The 18,600-nt window shown below is 71.8% G+C and carries 16 protein-coding genes and 1 tRNA gene; 5 read left to right on the top strand and 12 right to left on the bottom strand.

The genetic code is table 11. The features are described 5' to 3' along the window. The first annotated feature begins 320 nt into the window (after positions 1–320). A complete protein-coding gene (locus F8O02_RS08395; RefSeq protein ID WP_158036802.1) occupies positions 321–872 on the top strand; it encodes an NADPH-dependent FMN reductase in 552 nt (183 codons plus the stop codon). A gap of 87 nt (positions 873–959) precedes the next feature. On the opposite strand, the gene F8O02_RS08400 is transcribed toward F8O02_RS08395, so the two are convergent. The 3 genes from F8O02_RS08400 to F8O02_RS08410 form a co-directional block, all read right to left on the bottom strand. Continuing rightward, on the bottom strand, positions 960–1,937 hold the full coding sequence (locus F8O02_RS08400) for a ribose-phosphate diphosphokinase (protein WP_225734242.1): 978 nt from the start codon (positions 1,935–1,937) through the stop codon (positions 960–962). A gap of 40 nt (positions 1,938–1,977) precedes the next feature. Further along, positions 1,978–3,429 (bottom strand): bifunctional UDP-N-acetylglucosamine diphosphorylase/glucosamine-1-phosphate N-acetyltransferase GlmU, encoded by a 1,452-nt coding sequence (gene glmU / locus F8O02_RS08405; RefSeq protein ID WP_158036804.1) that lies wholly within the window; start codon positions 3,427–3,429, stop codon positions 1,978–1,980. A 29-nt stretch (positions 3,430–3,458) separates the two neighbouring features. Further along, positions 3,459–3,530 (bottom strand) — tRNA-Gln (locus F8O02_RS08410). Between the two features lie 233 nt (positions 3,531–3,763). Here F8O02_RS08410 and F8O02_RS08415 point away from each other — a divergent pair. Together F8O02_RS08415 and F8O02_RS08420 are read left to right on the top strand one after the other, a co-directional pair. After that, positions 3,764–4,960, top strand: a complete 1,197-nt coding sequence (locus F8O02_RS08415) for a MarP family serine protease (protein ID WP_158036805.1) — start codon at positions 3,764–3,766, stop codon at positions 4,958–4,960. 99 nt (positions 4,961–5,059) lie between these two features. Then, complete coding sequence (locus tag F8O02_RS08420; RefSeq protein ID WP_158036806.1) at positions 5,060–5,965, top strand: class I SAM-dependent methyltransferase; 906 nt, start codon at positions 5,060–5,062, stop codon at positions 5,963–5,965. Between the two features lie 80 nt (positions 5,966–6,045). Here F8O02_RS08420 and F8O02_RS08425 read toward each other — a convergent pair whose 3' ends face one another. From F8O02_RS08425 to F8O02_RS08455, 7 genes are all read right to left on the bottom strand, one after another. Next, the gene (locus F8O02_RS08425; RefSeq protein ID WP_158036807.1) at positions 6,046–6,393 is read right to left on the bottom strand and encodes a hypothetical protein; all 348 of its coding nucleotides are present in this window, start codon (positions 6,391–6,393) and stop codon (positions 6,046–6,048) included. Beyond that, positions 6,390–6,926: a thioredoxin family protein gene (locus tag F8O02_RS09360; RefSeq protein ID WP_158036808.1), complete on the bottom strand. Its 537-nt coding sequence runs from the start codon at positions 6,924–6,926 to the stop codon at positions 6,390–6,392. The genes F8O02_RS08425 and F8O02_RS09360 overlap by 4 nt, the downstream gene beginning before the upstream one ends. A 139-nt stretch (positions 6,927–7,065) precedes the next feature. After that, positions 7,066–8,955, bottom strand: coding sequence for an ABC-F family ATP-binding cassette domain-containing protein (locus tag F8O02_RS08435; RefSeq protein WP_158036809.1), 1,890 nt, complete (start codon positions 8,953–8,955; stop codon positions 7,066–7,068). A 78-nt stretch (positions 8,956–9,033) separates the two neighbouring features. Continuing rightward, positions 9,034–10,494: an APC family permease gene (locus F8O02_RS08440; RefSeq protein ID WP_158036810.1), complete on the bottom strand. Its 1,461-nt coding sequence runs from the start codon at positions 10,492–10,494 to the stop codon at positions 9,034–9,036. 254 nt (positions 10,495–10,748) lie between these two features. Next, entirely contained in the window at positions 10,749–11,666 is a 918-nt protein-coding gene (locus F8O02_RS08445; protein ID WP_158036811.1) for a homoserine O-succinyltransferase, read from the bottom strand. Between the two features lie 101 nt (positions 11,667–11,767). Further along, positions 11,768–13,060, bottom strand: coding sequence for an O-acetylhomoserine aminocarboxypropyltransferase/cysteine synthase family protein (locus tag F8O02_RS08450; protein ID WP_158036812.1), 1,293 nt, complete (start codon positions 13,058–13,060; stop codon positions 11,768–11,770). A gap of 194 nt (positions 13,061–13,254) precedes the next feature. Then, positions 13,255–14,196, bottom strand: coding sequence for a 4-(cytidine 5'-diphospho)-2-C-methyl-D-erythritol kinase (locus F8O02_RS08455; RefSeq protein WP_158036813.1), 942 nt, complete (start codon positions 14,194–14,196; stop codon positions 13,255–13,257). A gap of 102 nt (positions 14,197–14,298) precedes the next feature. Here F8O02_RS08455 and F8O02_RS08460 point away from each other — a divergent pair, with 102 nt between their 5' ends. Further along, positions 14,299–15,231: a TrmH family RNA methyltransferase gene (locus F8O02_RS08460; RefSeq protein ID WP_158036814.1), complete on the top strand. Its 933-nt coding sequence runs from the start codon at positions 14,299–14,301 to the stop codon at positions 15,229–15,231. Between the two features lie 70 nt (positions 15,232–15,301). Here the strand turns inward: F8O02_RS08460 and F8O02_RS08465 are convergent, their stop codons facing one another. Further along, the gene (locus F8O02_RS08465) at positions 15,302–16,057 is read right to left on the bottom strand and encodes a peroxiredoxin (protein ID WP_179416268.1); all 756 of its coding nucleotides are present in this window, start codon (positions 16,055–16,057) and stop codon (positions 15,302–15,304) included. Positions 16,058–16,441: 384 nt separating this feature from the next. Then, positions 16,442–17,155, bottom strand: coding sequence for a GntR family transcriptional regulator (locus F8O02_RS08470; RefSeq protein WP_179416267.1), 714 nt, complete (start codon positions 17,153–17,155; stop codon positions 16,442–16,444). 146 nt (positions 17,156–17,301) lie between these two features. Between F8O02_RS08470 and lhgO the strand changes: the two genes are divergently transcribed. Continuing rightward, on the top strand, positions 17,302–18,531 hold the full coding sequence (lhgO, locus tag F8O02_RS08475) for an L-2-hydroxyglutarate oxidase (RefSeq protein ID WP_158036816.1): 1,230 nt from the start codon (positions 17,302–17,304) through the stop codon (positions 18,529–18,531). Positions 18,532–18,600 lie beyond the last annotated feature (69 nt).

Raw genomic sequence — 18,600 nt, forward strand, 5'->3', positions numbered from 1 at the left:
GTACGGGGTGCGTGGGTTCGGCCACCGGGTTCCGGCCCGCACAGCGACCCCACAGCCGAGATGCATGCTCGATCACTCGTTGTCACGACAAACGTTGTACGATTGACCACGGATCGCCGGTGGAGCCGGGAGCATGAGCACCCCCCTCCTCATCCCGTCGTGAGACGGGCGTCGTCCGACGCTCACGGCTCCACCGGTCCTCCGATCCGCCCGCGCCCGACGCGGCGACCGCACGACGGCCCGCCACCCGGCCCGCCGGGCGGAAGCACCATCCGAGGCGACCGACCCCGGATGTCACCACGACTGTGTCAGGAGCCAGCATGACCCTCAAGATCGGCATCATCATCGGCAGCATCGCCACCGAGTCCATCAACCGGAAGCTCGCCGGGGCGATCCAGCAGCTCGACGTCGACGACGTGGAGTTCTTCGAGATCCCGATCAAGGACCTGCCGCTGTACAGCTGGGACCACGACGCCGACTACCCCGCCGAGGGCAAGGCGCTCAAGGCCGCGATCGAGGGCGCCGACGGCATCCTCATCGTCACCCCGGAGTACAACCGCTCGATCCCCGGCGCACTCAAGAACGCCATCGACTGGGCGAGCCGCCCGTGGGGCACCAACTCGTTCAACGAGAAGGTCGTCGCCGTCATCGGCACCTCACCCGGCGCGATCGGCACCGCCGCCGGCCAGCAGCACCTGAAGAGCATCCTCGCGTTCCTCAACACGATCCAGCTCGGCCAGCCCGAGGGCTACATCCAGTTCACCCCGGATCTGCTCGACGAACACGGCGCGTTCGCGAACGAGGGCACCGCCAAGTTCGTCACCTCGATCCTCCAGGCGCTCGCGGCGCTGATCTACAAGGTGCAGGACTGATCCCGAGTCCAGCACCCACAGACGAGAAGGGCCGGATCACCGACATCATGTCGGGATCCGGCCCTTCCGCGTGTCAGGCCGTCTGGATCAGGCCGCGCCGTCGAACATCGAGGTGACCGAGCCGTCCGCGAAGACCTCGTGGATCGCCTTCGAGATGAGCGGGGCGATCGAGAGCACGGTGAGGGTCGGGAACCGCTTCTCCTCGGGGATCGGCAGCGTGTTCGTCACCACGACGCGGTCGATCTCGGGGCTCGACAGCCGCTCGACCGCGGGATCCGAGAACACCGCGTGCGTGGCACCCACGACGACCTTCGCCGCCCCATGCGCCTTGAGCGCGCGCGCCGCGGCGAGGATCGTGCCGCCGGTGTCGATCAGGTCGTCGACGACGAGGCAGGTGCGCCCCTCGACGTTGCCGACGATCTCGTGCGCAGTCGCCTGGTTCGGCACGAGCGGGTCGCGCCGCTTGTGGATGATCGCCAGCGGCGCCCCGAGCTTGTCGCTCCAGGTGTCGGCGACCTTCACCCGGCCCATGTCGGGCGAGACGATCGTGAGCTTGTCATGGTCGAGCGTCTTGGCGAAGTGGTCGAGCAGGATCGGCTGCGCGAACAGGTGATCGACCGGCCCGTCGAAGAAGCCCTGGATCTGCGGGGAGTGCAGGTCGACCGACATGAGCCGGTCGGCGCCGGCGGCCTTGAACAGGTCGGCGACCAGGCGGGCGGAGATGGGCTCGCGTCCACGGTGCTTCTTGTCCTGCCGCGCATACGGGTAGCAGGGTGCCACGACCGTGATGCGCTTCGCCGACGCGCGCTTGAGCGCGTCGACCATGATGAGCGACTCCATCAGCCACTTGTTGATCGGCGTGGTGTGCGACTGGATGACGAAGGCGTCCGACCCACGGATGCTCTCGTCGTATCGCACGTAGATCTCGCCGTTGGCGAAGTCCAGCGCCTTCGTCGGCACGAGCTCCGTGCCCAGATCGTCCGCGATCTCCCGCGCCAGCGCCGGATGCGCCCGCCCACTGACCAGGACCAGTCTCTTGTGGTTGTCCGCGTTGATACCAGACACGTGTGTGCTGCCCTTCTGCCGTCTACTTGTGCTCGATCGTCTAGTCGTCGTTCTCGTCCGCGCCGCTGTGCTGCAACGCGACCTCGGCCGCATCGGCCGAGGCGGTGCCCGCCCGGTGCTCGGCCACCCAGCCCTCGCGGTTGACCTGCGGGGCCTGGGTGATCGCGAGCGCCCCGGCCGGGACGTCCTTGCGGATGATGGTGCCGGCTCCGGAGTAGACCCCCGCGCCGATGTGCACCGGGGCGACGAACACGTTGTGCGCGCCCGTGCGCACCTGCGGCCCCACCGTGGAGCGGTGCTTGTGCACCCCGTCATAGTTGGCGAAGATCGTGCCGGCGCCGATGTTCGACCCCTCGCCGATCTCCGCGTCACCCGCGTAGCTGAGATGCGGCACTTTCGCGCCGCGGCCGATCGTCACGTTCTTCGTCTCGACGAACGTGCCGATCTTGCCCTCCGCGCCGAGCACCGTGCCCGGGCGCAGGTAGGAGAACGGGCCGACATGCGCGTTCTCGCCGATGCGGGCCGAGATCGCGTGCACTCGGGTCACGTCGGCGCCGAAGCCGACCTCCGTGTCGATGAGCGTCGTGTCGGGGCCGACCGTCGCCTCATCCTGCACCACCGTCGTGCCGCGCAGCTGCGTGCCGGGCAGCAGGGTCACATCCTGACCGAGCTCGACGGTCACATCGATCCACGTGCTCGTCGCGTCCTGGATCGTCACCCCGGCCAGCCGCCAGCGGCGGACGATGCGGTCGTTGAGCTCGCGAGCCACCTCCGCCAGCTGCTGGCGGTCGTTGACGCCGCGGACGAGCACCGGATCGTCGATCTGGTGGGCGATCACCTTGCGGCCCTCGGCGACGAGCACCCCGATCGCGTCGGTGAGGTACTTCTCGTTCTGCGCGTTGTCGGTGCCCACCTGCTCGAGGGCACGGCGCAGGTCGTTGGCCTGGAAGAGATAGGTGCCCGAGTTGATCTCATGGATCGCGCGCTGGGCGTCGGTCGCATCGCCGTCCTCCACGATCGCCTGCACGTCGCCGACCCCGTCGCGCACGACGCGGCCGTAGCCGGACGGGTCGGGCAGGCTCGCGGTGAGCACGCTCGCCGCCGCCTCGGCGTCGCGGTGGGCGGCGAGGAACGCGCCGAGCGGGCCCGCGCCGAGCAAGGGCACGTCGCCGCTGGTGATGAGCACGTCGCCGACGAAGCCGTCGTCGAGCAGGGCGAGCCCCGCATCCGCCGCGGCGCCGGTGCCGGGCACCTCGCCCTGCGCAGCGATCTCGACCCGGGGCAGCAGCTCCCGCGCCGCCTCCTCGACACGCTCGCGCTGATGACGGGCGACGAGGATGACGTGCTCGGGCTCGAGGGCCTCGGCCGCCGCGAGCACGTGACCGATCATGGGCCGGCCGGCCAGCTCGTGCAGCACCTTCGGGGTCGCCGATTTCATCCGCGTGCCCTGGCCAGCGGCCAGCACGATCACTGCGAGATTGTTGTCGACCATCGTTCGCGCGCTCCCATCCTCCGTGTGCGCTCCGCCCCCAGGATTCGAACCTGGTCTTCACAGCTCCAAAGGCTGTCGTGCTGCCGTTACACCAGGGCGGACCGGCAGCTGGCTGCCGCAGAACACTCTACCCCCGGCCTCGGTGGCCCCTCCAACCGGCGGCGCGGCGGGAGGGGCGCCCGGATCGCGTGCTCGAGGGCGCCGGCACGGCCGCGCGCGACCCGCATCCTCGATCCGGCTCGGCTCCGAGCCCCCCGCAGTGCGGCACGACGTCGCGCGGCCCGGATCGACCACGAGGCGGCTCGATGTCACCGGTTCCTCCTACGATGGGCCCATGGACGCCTCCACCGGATTCTCCACGGCCGCGCCGGCGCTCGCCCTCGATGTGATGCTCATCGCCCTGATCGCGAGTCAGACGGTCAGCGGCGCGCGCCGCGGGCTCGCCCGCATCCTGCTGCGCCTGCTCGGCCTCGTCGCCGGCGGGCTCGGCGCCTGGCTCGTGGTGCCGCTCACGCTCGGCTGGTCTGACGTGGCGAGCACCCGGATCGCGCTCGCGGTCATCGTCGCGATCTCGCTGGTGGCGATCGGCGGCATCGTGGGCGGCGGGGTCGGCCGTTCCCTCGGCGCCGCGCTGGCGAGCGTGCGGCTCGGGGCGCTCAACCGCATCCTCGGCGCCGCCGGCGGGTTCCTCACCACCACGCTCGTGATCGGGGTCGTCGCCTCCACGCTCACCGGGCTCGGCGCCCCGTGGCTCACCCCCGTGCTGAGCAGCTCGGCCACCGTGCGCACGATCGAGTCGCTGATGCCGGCCGGCCTGCGCACCGGGGCGACCGAGTTCGGCCAGAGCGCGGCGAAGGACCTGCCCGGCATCGTGGAGGCCCTGGGCGGGCTGACCGAGTCGCCGACGCTGCCCGAGGTCGACCTCGACAGCGAAGCGCTCACCCAGGCCGCGCGCTCGGTGGTGCGGATCAGCGGCACCGCCTACGCGTGCGGCCAGGAGCAGACCGGCTCCGGGTTCGTCGTCGCCGACGACCGCGTCGTCACGAACGCCCATGTCGTCGCTGGGGTGACCGACCCCGTCGTCGAGGCCCCCGGCGAGCGGGCGAAGACCGGCCGGGTCACCTACTACGACGCGAGCGCGGACCTCGCCGTCATCGACGTCGACGGGCTGGACACCCAGGCGCTCGAGCTCGCCTCCGGGGTGACCGTCGGCGAGCGGGGTGCGGTGCAGGGCTACCCGGGCGGCGGCCCCTTCGTCTCCGGCGCGGCACAGGTGGTCAAGGACGGCGTCGTCGACTTCAGCGACAGCGGACGCCGCGAGGTGCTCACCCTCGCCGCCAAGGTGCGCCCCGGCAACTCGGGCGGCCCGTTCCTCGACACGGACGGCCGGGTCGCCGGCGTCGTGTTCGCCAAGGAGCGCTCCGTCGACGACGTCGGCTACGCGCTCACGCTCTCCACCCTCCAGCCCGTGGCCACCGCCGCGCCGGGCCTCACCGCCCGAGTGTCCACCGGGCAGTGCACGGTGGGGTGACCACATCCGCCTGGCGACGTGTCAGACTCGAGGGCGGAGCGGACGCCGCCGGCGCGCACGCCGATCGCATGCCCCCTCAGTGAGAGACAGGATGAGACCATGACCGGACCAGCACAGGATGACGTCGCCCACGTATGGGAGCGCCGCTACGCCGACCGAGAGCACCTGTGGTCTGGACGCGTCAACGGCGTGCTCGCAGACGTCGCCGCCGGTCTCGTGCCGGGCCGTGCCGCGGACCTCGGCTGCGGCGAGGGCGGTGACGTCATCTGGCTGGCCGAGCACGGCTGGCGGGCGCTCGGCGTGGACGTGTCGCCCACGGCTGTCGAGCGAGCCGGCGCCGAGACGGCCCGCCGCGGCCTCAACGGCCGCGCCCGGTTCATCGCCGCGGATCTCGCGACCTGGGACGCGGGCGACGCCCTCTTCGATCTGGTGACCGTGTCGTACCTGCACTCGTGGGATCCCCCGATCCCCCGGACGGCGATCCTGCGCCGGGCTGCGGCGACCGTGGCCCCGGGCGGCCGGCTGCTCGTCACCTCCCATGCCGCTCCGCCACCCTGGGCGGGGCACGGTTCAGGGCACGGGGCCGGGCATGGGGACGCCACCGGGCACCATGCCGGACGTGAGGAGGCACACACGGAGGCCGGGCCCGAGGCGGCCGCGCACCGGACGGCGCAGGACGAGACGGGGACGCACGACCACGCGCATCCCGAGCGCCACTACCCCACGCCGGCGGAGGACGTCGCCGCCGCGCTGGGGCTCACAGTCGAGGGCCCTGTCGATCCGGCCGAGCCGAACGACGCAGCCGGATCATCGAACGCTGCCGGGCTGACGGCGACGCTGGATCCTGCCAAGCTCGTCCCCGGTGCAACGATGCACGACGACACAGGTGCCGCGTGGACGGTCGAGGAGGCCGCCGTGCGGCATCGGCAGGCGACCGGCCCGAACGGGATCACCGGCGAGCTCGCCGACAGCGTGGTGCTGCTGCGCCGGGAGTCACGCGTCTGAGCGGTCCGGCGGTCAGACGAACGCCGGCCCGCAGGCGCGGCCGGGCACAGGCACAGTCAGGTGAGTGAGCGCGTGATCGCTCAGCCGCGCGTGCGATCGATCTCGTGCGGGCTGGACGGCGCAGGCGCATCCGCCGCGGCAGAGGCATCCGGCGACGCGGGCGCATCCGTCGGATCGAACGTGAGCAGGCCGCGGGCCTCGGGGATGCCCAGGCCGTTCGGCTCCGGCTCGGCCGGCGTCCGCTGGAAGAGACTCGTCGGGCACCACCCTGTGATCGCCCCGACCGCGAGGCACAGCGTGCACAGCCCCGCCGGGATCACACACCACAGGTTCGGCCACACATTGATCGCGAACGCGGCGGTGATGATCGCGACCACGCCGCGTCCGATCCGCTCGCCGGGGGTCGTCGCACAGGCTCCGCCGCTCATCGCGTCACCCTCCTCGTCGTCTTGGTGTGTCTGCTCGCCTGGCCCGGATGGCCCATCTCGTCTGAAGCGCCCGGCCCGTCTGAATGACTCGGCCTGTCTGCATGACTCGCCCCGCCAGATCCGCTCACGCCCGGCCCGCCAGAACCGCTCGTCGACCCGCCGGAAACGCTCGCGGCATCGGTCAGTCCGGCCCGCCGACGCACCTCGGCCGGATCGAGCGCGCGCACCGCGGCGATGAGCTGCTCGAGCTGCGGCTCGGTGAGCGCGCCCGGCCGCGCGTGCACGAGCACCCCGCCGCGGAAGGCGAGCAGTGTGGGGATCGACGTGACGTGGAAGCCCCGGGCCAGCTCCTGCTCGGCGTCGGTGTCGACCCGGCCGAAGAGAATGTCGGGATGCCGCTGCGACGCCGCCTCGAACACGGGCGCGAACGCCCGGCAGGGGACGCACCAGGTCGCCCACAGGTCGAGCAGCACGAGGTCATGCCCGGCGAGGGCTGCGGCGAGATCGCCGCGGGTGATCGCTGTGGTGGCCATGCCCGCACGATACCCGATGGGGTATCCTCGCGTCCACCTCGAGGCGTGCCCGCGATGCCCCGTCGCGATGCCTGCCGCACAGACCGCGACGCCCGACCGACCAGCACCGAGAGCGGCCCTCCAGCGGTCCTCGCCCCGCTCAGCCGACCTGCTCGGAGAGCTCCAGCCAGCGATCCTCCAGCCCGGCCGCCTCGTCCTCGAGCGCGGTGATCCGCGCCATCTCCGCCGCGAGCCGCTCATAGTCCGACTGGTCGAGGCCCGCCAGCGCCGTGCGTGCCTCGGCCGCCTGAGCGCGCAGCCGCTCCGCCCGGCGCTCGAGCGAGGCCATCTCCTTCTCCGCGGCGTGGCGCTCCGCACCGGTGAGACCGCCCGAGGCGGCGCCCGACGCATCCGCCGCGCCGTGGGCGGAGCCGCGCCCACCGGCCGAGCCGCCCACGGCGTCCGCGCGCCGGGCATCCGCCCGCTGCCGCTGCGCCTCGGCGTCGAGCCGCAAGAACTCGTCGACGCCGCCGGGCAGGTGCCGCAGCCGGCCGCCGACGATACCGTACTGGTCGTCGGTGACCCGCTCGAGGAAGTACCGGTCGTGGCTGACGACGATGAGCGTGCCCGGCCAGGCGTCGAGGACGTCCTCCATGGCCGCGAGCATGTCGGTGTCCATGTCGTTCGTCGGCTCGTCGAGCACGAGCACGTTCGGCTCGTCGAGCAGAGTCAGCAGCAGCTGCAGCCGCCGCCGCTGCCCGCCGGAGAGATCCCGCACCGGCGTCGACAGCTGCGCCGTCGAGAACCCCAGCCGCTCGAGCATCTGCGCGGGCGTGAGCTCCTCGTCGTCAACCCGGTAGGCGGCGCGGATGCGGCCAATCACCTCGCGCACCCGGTCGTCGGCGATCTCGTCGAGCTCGGCGAGCTCCTGGGTGAGCTCCGCGAGCCGCACCGTCTTGCCCACCCGGATGCGCCCGGCGGTCACCTCGGTGCCGTCGCCGGCGTCCAGCTCGCCGACCCCGGTCGACCCGGCACGGGACGCCGCCTGCCGGATCAGCCCGAGCAGCGTGGACTTGCCGGCCCCGTTCGCCCCGAGCAGCCCGATGCGGTCGCCGGGGCCGATGCGCCACTCGACGTCGGTGAACAGGGGCTCGTCACCGTACTGCACGGTCACGCCGAGCACGTCAATGACATCCTTGCCCAGCCGGCTCGTGGCCAGCGACCGCAGCCGCACCCGGTCGCGCACGGGCGGCTCGTCGGCGATGAGCGCCTTCGCCGTCTCCACGTGGAAGCGGGGCTTCGAGGTGCGCGCGGGGGCGCCGCGGCCGAGCCAGGCGAGCTCCTTGCGCAGCAGGTTACGCCGCTTCGTCTCGGCGAGCGCCGCCTGCCGGTCGCGCTCCACCCGCTGCAGGATGTACGCCGCGTAGCCGCCCTCGAACGGTTCGACCACGCCGTCGTGCACCTCCCACGTGTCGGTGCACACCGCGTCGAGGAACCACCGGTCGTGCGTGACCATCACGAGCCCGCCCGCGCCATGCGCCCAGCGGTGGCGCAGGTGGTCGGCCAGCCAGGCGATGCCCTCGACGTCCAGGTGGTTCGTCGGCTCATCAAGGAGCAGCACGTCCCAGTCGCCACGCAGCAGCGCCGCGAGCGCCACCCGGCGACGCTGCCCACCCGAGAGCGAGCCGACCGGCGCATCCGCGTCGAGGTCGCCGAGCAGGCCGGCGATGACGTCCCGCACCCGGGGCTGCGACGCCCACTCGTGCTCGGCCAGGTCGCCCACGACCGCATGACGCACGGTCTCGTCGGCGTCGAGGTCGGGACGCTGGTCGAGCACGCCGACGGTGATGCCGCCCCGGCGGGTCACCCGGCCGGTGTCCGGCTGCTGCCGGCCGGCGAGCAGCCGCAGCAGGGTGCTCTTGCCGTCGCCGTTGCGGCCGACGATGCCGATGCGCTGGCCCTCGGAGATGCCGAGCGACACGTCCTCGAAGACGTCCTTGGTGGGGTACGACACGCCGATGCGCTCGGCGCCGATGAGATGAGCTGCCACCCAGCCAGCGTAGCCGCACCCGGGCGGGGCGAGGGCGCGGGGCAGCGCGAGACAGCGACCACAGCCCCGCCCGGGGGCTCAGGCCTCGATGTCGGCCTTCGCCGCCTCGACGGCACGGCGCGCGCGCGCATGCCACACACCATAGGCGAAGTAGATCACCAGGCCGAGCGCGAACCACACGCCGGCCACGATCTGCGCGTCCTTGTTGAGACCGATGAACACGAACGCCGAGGCCAGCGCCGCCAGACCGGGCAGCACCGGGTACCACGGCACCTTGAAGGTCGCCTCGGGCAGGTCGCGTCCCTCACGGCGTCGCAGCGCGTACACGCCGAGGCTGACGAACACGAAGGCGATCAGCGTGCCGGCCGAGACGAGCTGCGACAGGAAGGTGAACGGGAAGAACGCGCCGATCACGATGGTGAGGACGGTGATCACGAGCAGCGCGCGATTGGGCAGGTGCCGCTCGTTGAGGTGCCCCAGCCAGCCGGGCAGCAGCCGGTCGCGGCCGAACGAGTACAGCAGCCGGGAACCGGCCAGCAGCATGCCGATCAGCGCGGTGAACATGCCGACGACCGCGATGATCTGCACGATCACGGCGATCACGGGATGGCCGGCGTTGCGCAGGGCGAAGCCGATCGGCTCAGCGGCGGTGCCGCCGTAGACGCTGTAGTGGTTCATGCCCACCAGCACGAGCGACACCGCGACGAACAGCGTCACCGCGATGAGCAGCGAACCGAGGATGCCGCGGGGCATGGTGCGCTGCGGATCCTTCGCCTCGGCGGAGTTCGCCGCGATGGAGTCGAAGCCGATGTAGGCGAGGAAGATCATCGACACGCCTGCGTAGATGCCCTGCCAGCCGCCGAACGCGGTGCCGTCCTCGTTGACCCGGTACTCGGGGATGAAGGGCACGTAGTTCTCGGGGTGCAGCGCCGTGGCGCCGACGATGATGAACAGCGCGATCGCGGCGACCTTGAACACCACGAGCACGTTCTGCACATGCGCGGCCGCCGACACCCCGCGCGACAGCAGCAGGAAGACGATGACGATCGCGAGCACCGCGATCAGGTCGACGAAGCCGCCGGCCGTGCCCATCGGGTTGGCGAGATTCGTGGGCAGCGTGACCCCGACGGTGCCGAGCATGCCCTGCAGGTTGGAGCTCAGACCGCTCGCCACGAAGGCCACCGCGAGCAGATACTCGGCGAGCAGCGCCCACCCGGCGATCCATCCCCAGACCTCGCCGAAGACGACGTTGATCCATGAGTACGCGGAGCCGGCGAACGGCATCACCGAGGCCATCTCTGCATACGCGAACGCGACGAGGCCGGCGACCACCGCCGCGCCGATGTAGGAGAGGGCGACGGCCGGGCCGGTGTGCTGCGCGGCGACCTGGCCGGGCAGGGTGAAGATCGAGGCCGACACGATGGTGCCGACGCCCAGGGCGAGGAAGTCGCGGACCGTGAGCACGCGCTTCAGATGCGCGTCCTTGCGCAGGTAGACCTGCGGGTCCTCCTTGTGGAACATGTTCTGCAGCAACGACATGGCGGTTCCTCTCTGAACGCTTGAGACCGCCCTGTCGTCGCGGCCGCGCGCACGGCAGACGATTCTAGCCGGAGGCGGGCTGCCGGGGGGGCGGAGGGCGGGATGCGGGGGCGGAGCGGCGAACACACCAGTCGGGTGCAGGACAGCCGCGACCGCGCCGCTCCGTGGCGCAGCGCTGGTCACCCCGTTGGCATGGCGCATTCGTGGTCACGTCCTCTGACAGCGACCCCGCCCGCGAGCGCGGCCGCCGCACGTCAGTCGCGGGTGAGCCAGTCGAACGGGGTGTTCTGATAGACGGCGAGGTTCAGCCAGTTCGCGAACAGCAGCTGCGAGTGCCCGCGCCAGGTGACCTCCGGGGTGCGATCCGGGTCGTCGCCCGGGTAGTAGTTGCGCGGGATGGCCGGGTCGAGCCCGGCGCGCTGGTCGCGGTGGTACTCCTGATCGAGCGTCTCGCGCTCGTACTCCCCGTGCCCGGTGATGTACACCTCGCGCAGATCGGGACGCGCCGCCAGGTACACGCCCGCCTCGGCGGAGACGGCGAGCACGTCGAGCGGCGAGGCCTCGATGTCGGCCCGGCTGTTGCCCGTGTACCGGGAGTGCGGGGCGCGGAAGCGGTCGTCGAACCCGCGCACGAGCGGGTGCGAGCGGTCGACGACCTCGTGCTCGAACACCCCGACGAGCTTGCCCCCGGGCAGCTCGCGCTTCGGGATGCCGTGGTAGTGCCACATGGCCGCCTGTGCGCCCCAGCAGATGAACAGCGATGACCACACCCGCTCAGCGGCCCAGTCGAGGATACGCACGAGCTCGGGCCAGTAGTCGACCTGTTCGAAGGGCAGCCGCTCGACGGGTGCCCCGGTGACGATCAGTCCGTCGTAGCGGCGGCCCTCCACGTCGTCGATCGTGCGATAGAAGCGGTCGAGGTGGTCCTTCGAGACGTTCTTCGACCGGTGGGTGCCCGTCTGCAGGAACTCGACGTCGACCTGCAGCGGCGTGTTGCCGAGCAGGCGCAGCAGCTGCAGCTCGGTGGCCAGTTTGAGCGGCATCAGGTTGAGCACGATCAGCCGCAGCGGGCGGATGTCCTGGCTCAGGGCGCGGTGCCGCCCCATGACGAAGATGTTCTCGCGGCTCAGCTCGTCGATGGCGGGCAGGCCCTCTGGTACTCGAATCGGCATCGCGCCCATCCTTTCACACGACGTTCCCCCGTCATCCCCCGCGGATGCCGTGCGCCGGCCGTCCCCCACGGGGACAGACCGGCGCACGGGACGATGTCGGCTCAGTCGCGGACCGCCCGGTCCAGCGCCTGGGCGAGGTCGGCGATCAGGTCCTCGGCGTCCTCGAGACCGACCGAGATGCGGATCGTCTCCGGGCCGAAGCCGGCCGCGCGCTGCTCCTCGGGGGTGAGCTGCTGGTGCGTGGTCGACGACGGGTGGATGACGAGCGACTTCGCGTCGGCGACGTTCGCCAGCTGCGAGAAGATCTCGAGACTGTCGATGAGCGTGCGGGCGGTCTGCTCGTCGCCCTTGACCGCGAACGTGAAGATCGAGCCGGCGCCCTTCGGGAAGTACTTCTCGGCGAGCGCGTGGTACGGGCTCGAGGGCAGCGACGGGTAGCTCACCGAGGCGACCTTCGGGCTGTTCTCGAGGAACTCGACGATCTTCTGCGTGTTCGCGACGTGGCGCTCGACGCGCAGCGAGAGGGTCTCCAGGCTCTGCAGGAACAGCCACGCGTTGAACGGCGACAGGGACGCGCCGGTGTCGCGCAGCAGCCCGGCGCGGATCTTCGTCACGAACGCGACCCCGCCGAGATCGGCGAAGCGGATGCCGTGGTAGCTCGGGTCGGGCTCGGTGAACGCCGGGAACCGGCCGTTCGTCCAGTCGAAGTTGCCGCCGTCGACGATGACGCCGCCGATGGAGGATCCGTGGCCGCCGATGAACTTCGTCGCCGAGGTCACCACGACGTTCGCGCCGTGCTCGAACGGCCGGAACAGCACCGGGGTGGAGAACGTGTCGTCGACGATGACCGGGATGCCGTGCTCGCGGGCGATCTCGCCGACCGCGTCGAAGTCGACCACGTTGATGCCGGGGTTGCCGAGCGTCTCGTAGTAGATGGCCTTCGTGCGGTCGGTGATCGCCCGACGGAAGTTCTCCGGATCGTCCGGGTCGACGAAGACGGTCTTCACGCCGTAATGCGGCAGAGTGTGCTCGAAGAGGTTGAACGTGCCGCCGTAGAGGGTGCTCGCCGCGACGATCTCGTCACCGGCACCGGCGACGTTGAGCACCGCGTAGGTGACCGCGGCCGCACCGGATGCGACGCCGAGGGCCGCCGTGCCGCCCTCGAGCGCGGCGACGCGCTTCTCGAACACGTCGACGGTCGGGTTGCCGAGCCGGCTGTAGATCGCCCCCGGGTCCTTCAACGCGAACCGCGCCTCGGCCTGGTCCGTGTCCTTGAACACATACGACGAGGTCTGATAGATCGGCACCGCCCGGGCGCCGGTCGCCGGATCCGGCTCCTCCTGACCGGCCTGGACCTGCAGGGTGTCGAACTTCCAGTCGTGCTGCTCCGCCATCTTGTCTCTCCGCTCTCTGCTGTGCTGGCTGTCTCGCCGCCGCGACGCCCGCGCTCTCACGCCGGTCCGCGGCTCTCCCGGCGGGGGACCATGTGGTCCTCACCGCCACCGAGAGCAGGCTACCGCCGCAGGCCGCCCGGCCCTCGCGGGGACGACATGAAGCGCAACATCGGGCGGGGACGCCTGGCCCGCCGTCAGGGCAGCACGTGCGCGCCGCGGTGGGAGCTCGTCGTGACGATCGTCTCGTGGCCACGGGCCAGCAGCGACTGCGACAGCCCGGCCGCATGGTGCGCGTCCCGGGCGAGCAGCGCGACCGTGGGGCCGGAGCCGGAGACGATCGCGCCCGCCGCACCGAGCTCGGCGCCGAGATCGAGCACCTGCTGCAGCCGGGGACGCAGCGTGAGCGCAGGCTCCTGGAGGTCGTTGCCGAGGGATGCGGCGAGCGCGGCCGCATCCCCGGCCGACAGCGCGGTGACCACCCGCTCGACCCGGGCGAGCGCCGCCTCGCGGGTCGTCGGCGTGATCGCGCCGTCGGCGACCATCTCGTCGAAGCGCGCGTACACCGCGGGCGTCGACAGCGGCTCGGCGTCGGGCACGAGCACCCAGTGGAACGTGCGCCGGGCGATGACCTGTGTGAGCCGGTCACCGCGGCCCGTGCCGATCGCGACGCCGCCCGAGATACCGAAGGGAACGTCCGCGCCGAGCTCGCCGGCCAGGTCGACGAGCTGCTGTCGGGTGACGTCGAGCCGCCACAGCCGGGCCAGGGCGACGAGCGCGCCCGCCGCGTCCGCCGACCCGCCGGCCATGCCGCCGCCGACGGGCACCCGCTTGCGCAGCGTGATCGACGCCGCGAGCGTGCGCGGCGTGGCCGCCGTGCGCCACGGGTCGGCGCGGGAGGCGAGCAGCCGGCCCGCCCGCAGCGCGAGGTTGTCGTCATCAGGCGGAAGGCGGCGAGGCCCGGTGATCGCGAGCCGCCACTCCGCCGCCCGGGCGACCGTGACGTCCTCGTGCACGCCCACCGCGTGGAACACCGTGACGAGCGGGTGGTACCCGTCGGCGCCGCGCGCGCCCACGGCCAGCAGCAGGTTGATCTTGCCCGGGGTGCGGGTCGTGATCTGCTGGGCTGCCGGATGCATGGCGCCAGTCTATCCGCGGGGCGCGGGCGGACCGGACGCGAAAGCGGGCCGGACGCGGGCCGTCGGCGGGGGCAGGCCGGCGGCGAGGCCTACGCTGGTCGCATGCCCGTCATCGAGATCGACCGCCTGGACGACCCACGCCTAGACGTCTTCGCCCGGCTGACCGACTCGGCGCTGCGCCGGCGCATCGACGCCGAGCGGGGCCTGTACCTGGCCGAATCGCAGTTCGTGTTCGAGCGGGCGCTCGCCGCCGGGCACGTGCCACGGGCGGTGCTCGTCGAACGCTCCGCGCTGCCCGAGGTGACGTTCCAGCTCGGCGCGCACGGGCAGGGCGACCGGACGCGCGCGGAGCGGGGCCTGCCGCCCCTGCCGGTGTTCACCGGCGACCGGGACACCCTGGCCGGGCTGACCGGGTTCGCCCTGCACCACGGGGTGATCGGCTGCCTCGACCGCCCCGAGCCCCTCGACCAGGATGCGGTGATCGCCGGGACGGCGGAGTCGGCGACTGCTGACGGGACGACCGGGCAGGCATCCCGAGCCAGGCGCCTCGTCGTGATCGAGGGCGTCGTCGACCCGGCCAACGTCGGGCTGATCTTCCGCTCGGCGGCGGGGCTCGGCGCCGACGGCGTGCTGCTCACCCCGCGCACCGCCGACCCGCTCTACCGTCGCGCGCTGCGGCTGAGCATGGGCACGGTGTTGCAGGTGCCGTGGGCGCACACCGGTGGGTGGCGGGATCTCGCGCCTCGCCTGCACGCGGCGGGCTTCCACATCGCGGCCCTCGCGCTCGACGACCGGGCGGTGACGCTCGACGCGTTCGCCAGACGAGTGCGGGGCGAGACTGGCGCGGATGCGGAGAAGAGCCCGGCTGACCGCCTCGACCGCATCGCGCTCGTGCTCGGCTCCGAGGGCTACGGGGTCTCCGACGCCTGCCTGCGCACAGCCGACACGCTCGTGGAGATACCGATGACCAACGGGGTCGACTCCCTCAACGTCGCCTCATCAAGCGCCGTCGCGATGTGGGCGCTGCGCGTGTGACGCGCCGCCCGGCGCGGCCGCCCCGACCGACGCCGGGCGCACCGGCGCGATCGGGACGGGGAGCGACGTCCTAGCGGCCGAGCACCTCCTTCGGGTCGCGTCGGATCGCCTGCTCGATCGTCTGCTCGTCAAGCGCCTTCGTGCAGTAGAACCAGTCGACGCACTCGACCCCCTCGACCTCGCCCTGCATGCGCTCCTTCGCGATGCCGCACGACCCCGCCGTCGGCACGATCACCCGCTCGCCCGGCACCCAGTCGGCGGGCGTGGCCACGTCGAACTCGTCAGTCGTCTGCAGCGCCTTGATGATGCGCAAGATCTCGCGCATGTTCCGCCCGGTGCTCATCGGGTAATACATGATCGTGCGCAGGATGCCCTGCGGGTCGACGATGAACACGGCGCGAACCGCCTGGGTGTCGCCCTCGCCCGGCTGGATCATGCCGTACTTCCGGGCGATCTCCATCTTGATGTCCTCGATGAGGGGGAAGTGCACCTCCACGTTCTTCCAGCCGCGGTACTCCATGCGCTCGGTGATGAGCCGCAGCCAGGCGATGTGCCCGTAGAGGCTGTCGATGGACAGGCCGAGCAGCTTCGTGTTGTACGCGGCGAACTCCTCCTCCATGTGCGCGAAGGTCATGAACTCGCTCGTGCACACGGGGGTGAAGTCGGCCGGGTGGCTGAAGAAGACGACCCAGTGCCCGGCGAAGTCGTCGGGGAAGCTGATCTCGCCCTGCGTGGTCACGGCGGTGAACGCGGGAGCCGGCTCGTTGAGTCGGGGCAGTGCGGGGGCCGCGGTCTCGGCGGCGGCGGATGCGATGGTGTCGGACATGAGTGGTTCCTCTCGGATCGCCACGAGGCCGTATACCCCGTGGGGTTCCTTGAGCGTACCAGCTAATTTGAATGGATCAAATCTTGAGCACCATCCCGCGATGCGCGGCGTCGCATCCCGGACACGGCGCAGGCACAGACGACCCCAATTGCATGTTGCATGCAACTCGCGGTAGGCTCGCTCTCGCGAGACCGACGCCGGTGTCGCCGTCCCCACATCCCCCTGGCGGACGAGTCAGCGGACGAGGAGGTCGCCGTGTGCACACCGTGCCCGTCGATCGCCCCGGCCGTGACAGCACGCCCGCATCCGCGGCACCGGCGTCGGTCACCCGCATCCCTCACCGGGACGGCGGCGGCCCCGGCCCTCGCCTCGCACCTGACACGCTCAGCGCAGCAACCAGCCCAGCCGCTCATGCACGTCGACGTCTTCGGCGAAGTCCGGCCGACGCCGGCTCTCCTGCCGGATGAGGATGCTCGCCGTGTGCACGATGTGCCGGCCGAGCGCCTCGCGCACCCCAGCCGCGTCCCGACGCAGCCATGCCACATGCACGTCCGCGTGGTCGTCGAAGCACTCCTGCGCGCTGCGAGAGGTCGGCACGGTGCCCACACCACTGACGAGCACCATCGTGCGCAGCTCCTCGAGCACCCGCAGCGCCCGGCCATTGTGCGCACCGCGCAGCAGCGCCATGTGATAGTCGCGGTCGCAGCGCAGCGTCCCCTCATCGTCGCCGCGCGCGGCGGCCTGCCGGAACGCCTCGTGCACCCGGTCGACCTCGGCGCGCTCGGTGTCGGTGGCCTGGCCGACGGCCCGCTCGACGAGCGGCAGCTCGAGCATGAGCCGCAGCTCGTACCCCTGCAGCAGCTGCTCGACCGACGTGGTCAGGATGCGGATGCCGCGGTTACGCTCGATCGCCACGAGCCCCATCCGCTCCAGCTGCAGCGCCGCCTCGCGCACCGGCGTGCGCGAGACTCCCAGCTGCCCGGCGATCGCCGCCGTCGAGTAACGACGGCCCGGCGCGAGCTCGCCGGCGAGGATCGCCCGATGCAGACGGCGCACCGTCTGCTCGGTGAGCGTGCCCGGCTGGTCGATCTGTTCCACGCCCTCCATCATCCCACCCGACACCGACACGACCCCGTCCGCTCCCGTCGCGGCACCGCCCACGGTCCGGACACGTCGCCCCACCCGCCCTGCCGACCGCCAGCCGGCCCAGTCATTACATCCGCCATCCACCAGGAGCACGCAGCATGACCAGCACATCGTCCCGCGACCGCGAGTACGCCGTCGTCGGCGGCGGCATCATCGGCGCCGCCGTCGCCCGGCAGCTGACCCTCAGCCACCCCGACGCGCACGTGACCCTCTTCGAGAAGGAGTCCGAGCTCAGCGGCCACCAGACCGGCCACAACTCGGGCGTCGTCCACCAGGGCCTCTACTACACGCCCGGCAGCCTCAAGGCGACGCTGTGCCGCCGGGGCGTGCAGCTCATCTCCTCCTTCTGCCGCGACCGCGGCGTGGCCTACGAGGAGTGCGGCAAGGTGCTCGTCGCCCGCGACGCCGTCGAGGAACAGCGGCTCGAAGGGATATACGAGAAGGCCGTCGCCAACGGGGTGCCGGATGTGCGCCTCGTCGACCGGGCGGAACTGGCCGACATCGAGCCCGGCGCCGCCGGCGTGCGCGCCCTTCACTCGCCGCACACCGCGATCATCGACTTCCCCGGCGTCACCCGGGCCCTGGCGGCGGACGTCGTGGCGGCCGGCGGGGACGTGCGGCTGTCGACGGGCGTGCGCCGGCTCGAAGAGCGCGGCGACGGCGTGGACGTGCGCTTCGAGGACGGCACCGCAGAACGGTTCCGGTTCGTCGTCGTGTGCGCGGGGCTGCAGTCGGACCGCATCGCCCGTGCCTCCGGCCAGGACGCCTGGCCGGCGATCGTGCCGTTCTTCGGCCAGTACGTGCTCGTCGACCGCGCCCACGAGCACGCCACCCGCGGGCTCGTCTACCCGGTGCCCGACCCCGCCTACCCGTTCCTCGGCGTGCACGTCACCCGTCGCATCGACGGCGGCCTCATGGTCGGCCCGAACGCATTCCTGTCGTTCTCCCGCGAGGGCTACCACGGGCTCGGCCTCAACGTGCCCGACACCCTGGGCACCGCCCTGAACCCCGGGTTCTGGCGGTTCGCGCTGAAGAACCTGCCCACCGCGTTCCAGCAGCTCGGCGGCGTGCTCTCGGCGCAGGAGTTCATCGCCGGAGCGGCCGAGCTCGTGCCCGACCTCGCCGACGCCCGCGGACACCGGGCCACCCGCGGCATCCGCGCCCAGGCGATGTGGCGCGACGGGTCGCTCGTCGAGGACTTCGTCATCCAGCACGGCGCACACGCCACCTACGTGCGCAACGCGCCCTCCCCGGGTGCGACGAGCTCGATGGCGATCGCCGAGCACATCGTCGAGCAGGCCACCGTCCAGCATGGGCTGGGCGCGTAGCCCAGCCGCCCGATCCGTCCCGCTCCGGCCACCCGCCGGGGCGACGCCCCATCCCCATCCACGCACACG

Source organism: Pseudoclavibacter caeni (genome assembly GCF_008831125.1).
Lineage (GTDB): Bacteria > Actinomycetota > Actinomycetes > Actinomycetales > Microbacteriaceae > Pseudoclavibacter_A > Pseudoclavibacter_A caeni.

Excerpts from the sequence above, each read along its gene's own strand:
- F8O02_RS08395 (WP_158036802.1), top strand. The coding sequence starts at position 321 with ATGACCCTCAAGATCGGCATCATCATCGGCAGCATCGCCACCGAGTCC.
- glmU (WP_158036804.1), bottom strand. The coding sequence starts at position 3,429 with ATGGTCGACAACAATCTCGCAGTGATCGTGCTGGCCGCTGGCCAGGGC.
- F8O02_RS08415 (WP_158036805.1), top strand. The coding sequence starts at position 3,764 with ATGGACGCCTCCACCGGATTCTCCACGGCCGCGCCGGCGCTCGCCCTC.
- F8O02_RS08420 (WP_158036806.1), top strand. The coding sequence starts at position 5,060 with ATGACCGGACCAGCACAGGATGACGTCGCCCACGTATGGGAGCGCCGC.
- F8O02_RS08425 (WP_158036807.1), bottom strand. The coding sequence starts at position 6,393 with ATGAGCGGCGGAGCCTGTGCGACGACCCCCGGCGAGCGGATCGGACGC.
- F8O02_RS09360 (WP_158036808.1), bottom strand. The coding sequence starts at position 6,926 with ATGGCCACCACAGCGATCACCCGCGGCGATCTCGCCGCAGCCCTCGCC.
- F8O02_RS08440 (WP_158036810.1), bottom strand. The coding sequence starts at position 10,494 with ATGTCGTTGCTGCAGAACATGTTCCACAAGGAGGACCCGCAGGTCTAC.
- F8O02_RS08445 (WP_158036811.1), bottom strand. The coding sequence starts at position 11,666 with ATGCCGATTCGAGTACCAGAGGGCCTGCCCGCCATCGACGAGCTGAGC.
- F8O02_RS08450 (WP_158036812.1), bottom strand. The coding sequence starts at position 13,060 with ATGGCGGAGCAGCACGACTGGAAGTTCGACACCCTGCAGGTCCAGGCC.
- F8O02_RS08455 (WP_158036813.1), bottom strand. The coding sequence starts at position 14,196 with ATGCATCCGGCAGCCCAGCAGATCACGACCCGCACCCCGGGCAAGATC.
- F8O02_RS08460 (WP_158036814.1), top strand. The coding sequence starts at position 14,299 with ATGCCCGTCATCGAGATCGACCGCCTGGACGACCCACGCCTAGACGTC.
- F8O02_RS08465 (WP_179416268.1), bottom strand. The coding sequence starts at position 16,057 with ATGTCCGACACCATCGCATCCGCCGCCGCCGAGACCGCGGCCCCCGCA.
- lhgO (WP_158036816.1), top strand. The coding sequence starts at position 17,302 with ATGACCAGCACATCGTCCCGCGACCGCGAGTACGCCGTCGTCGGCGGC.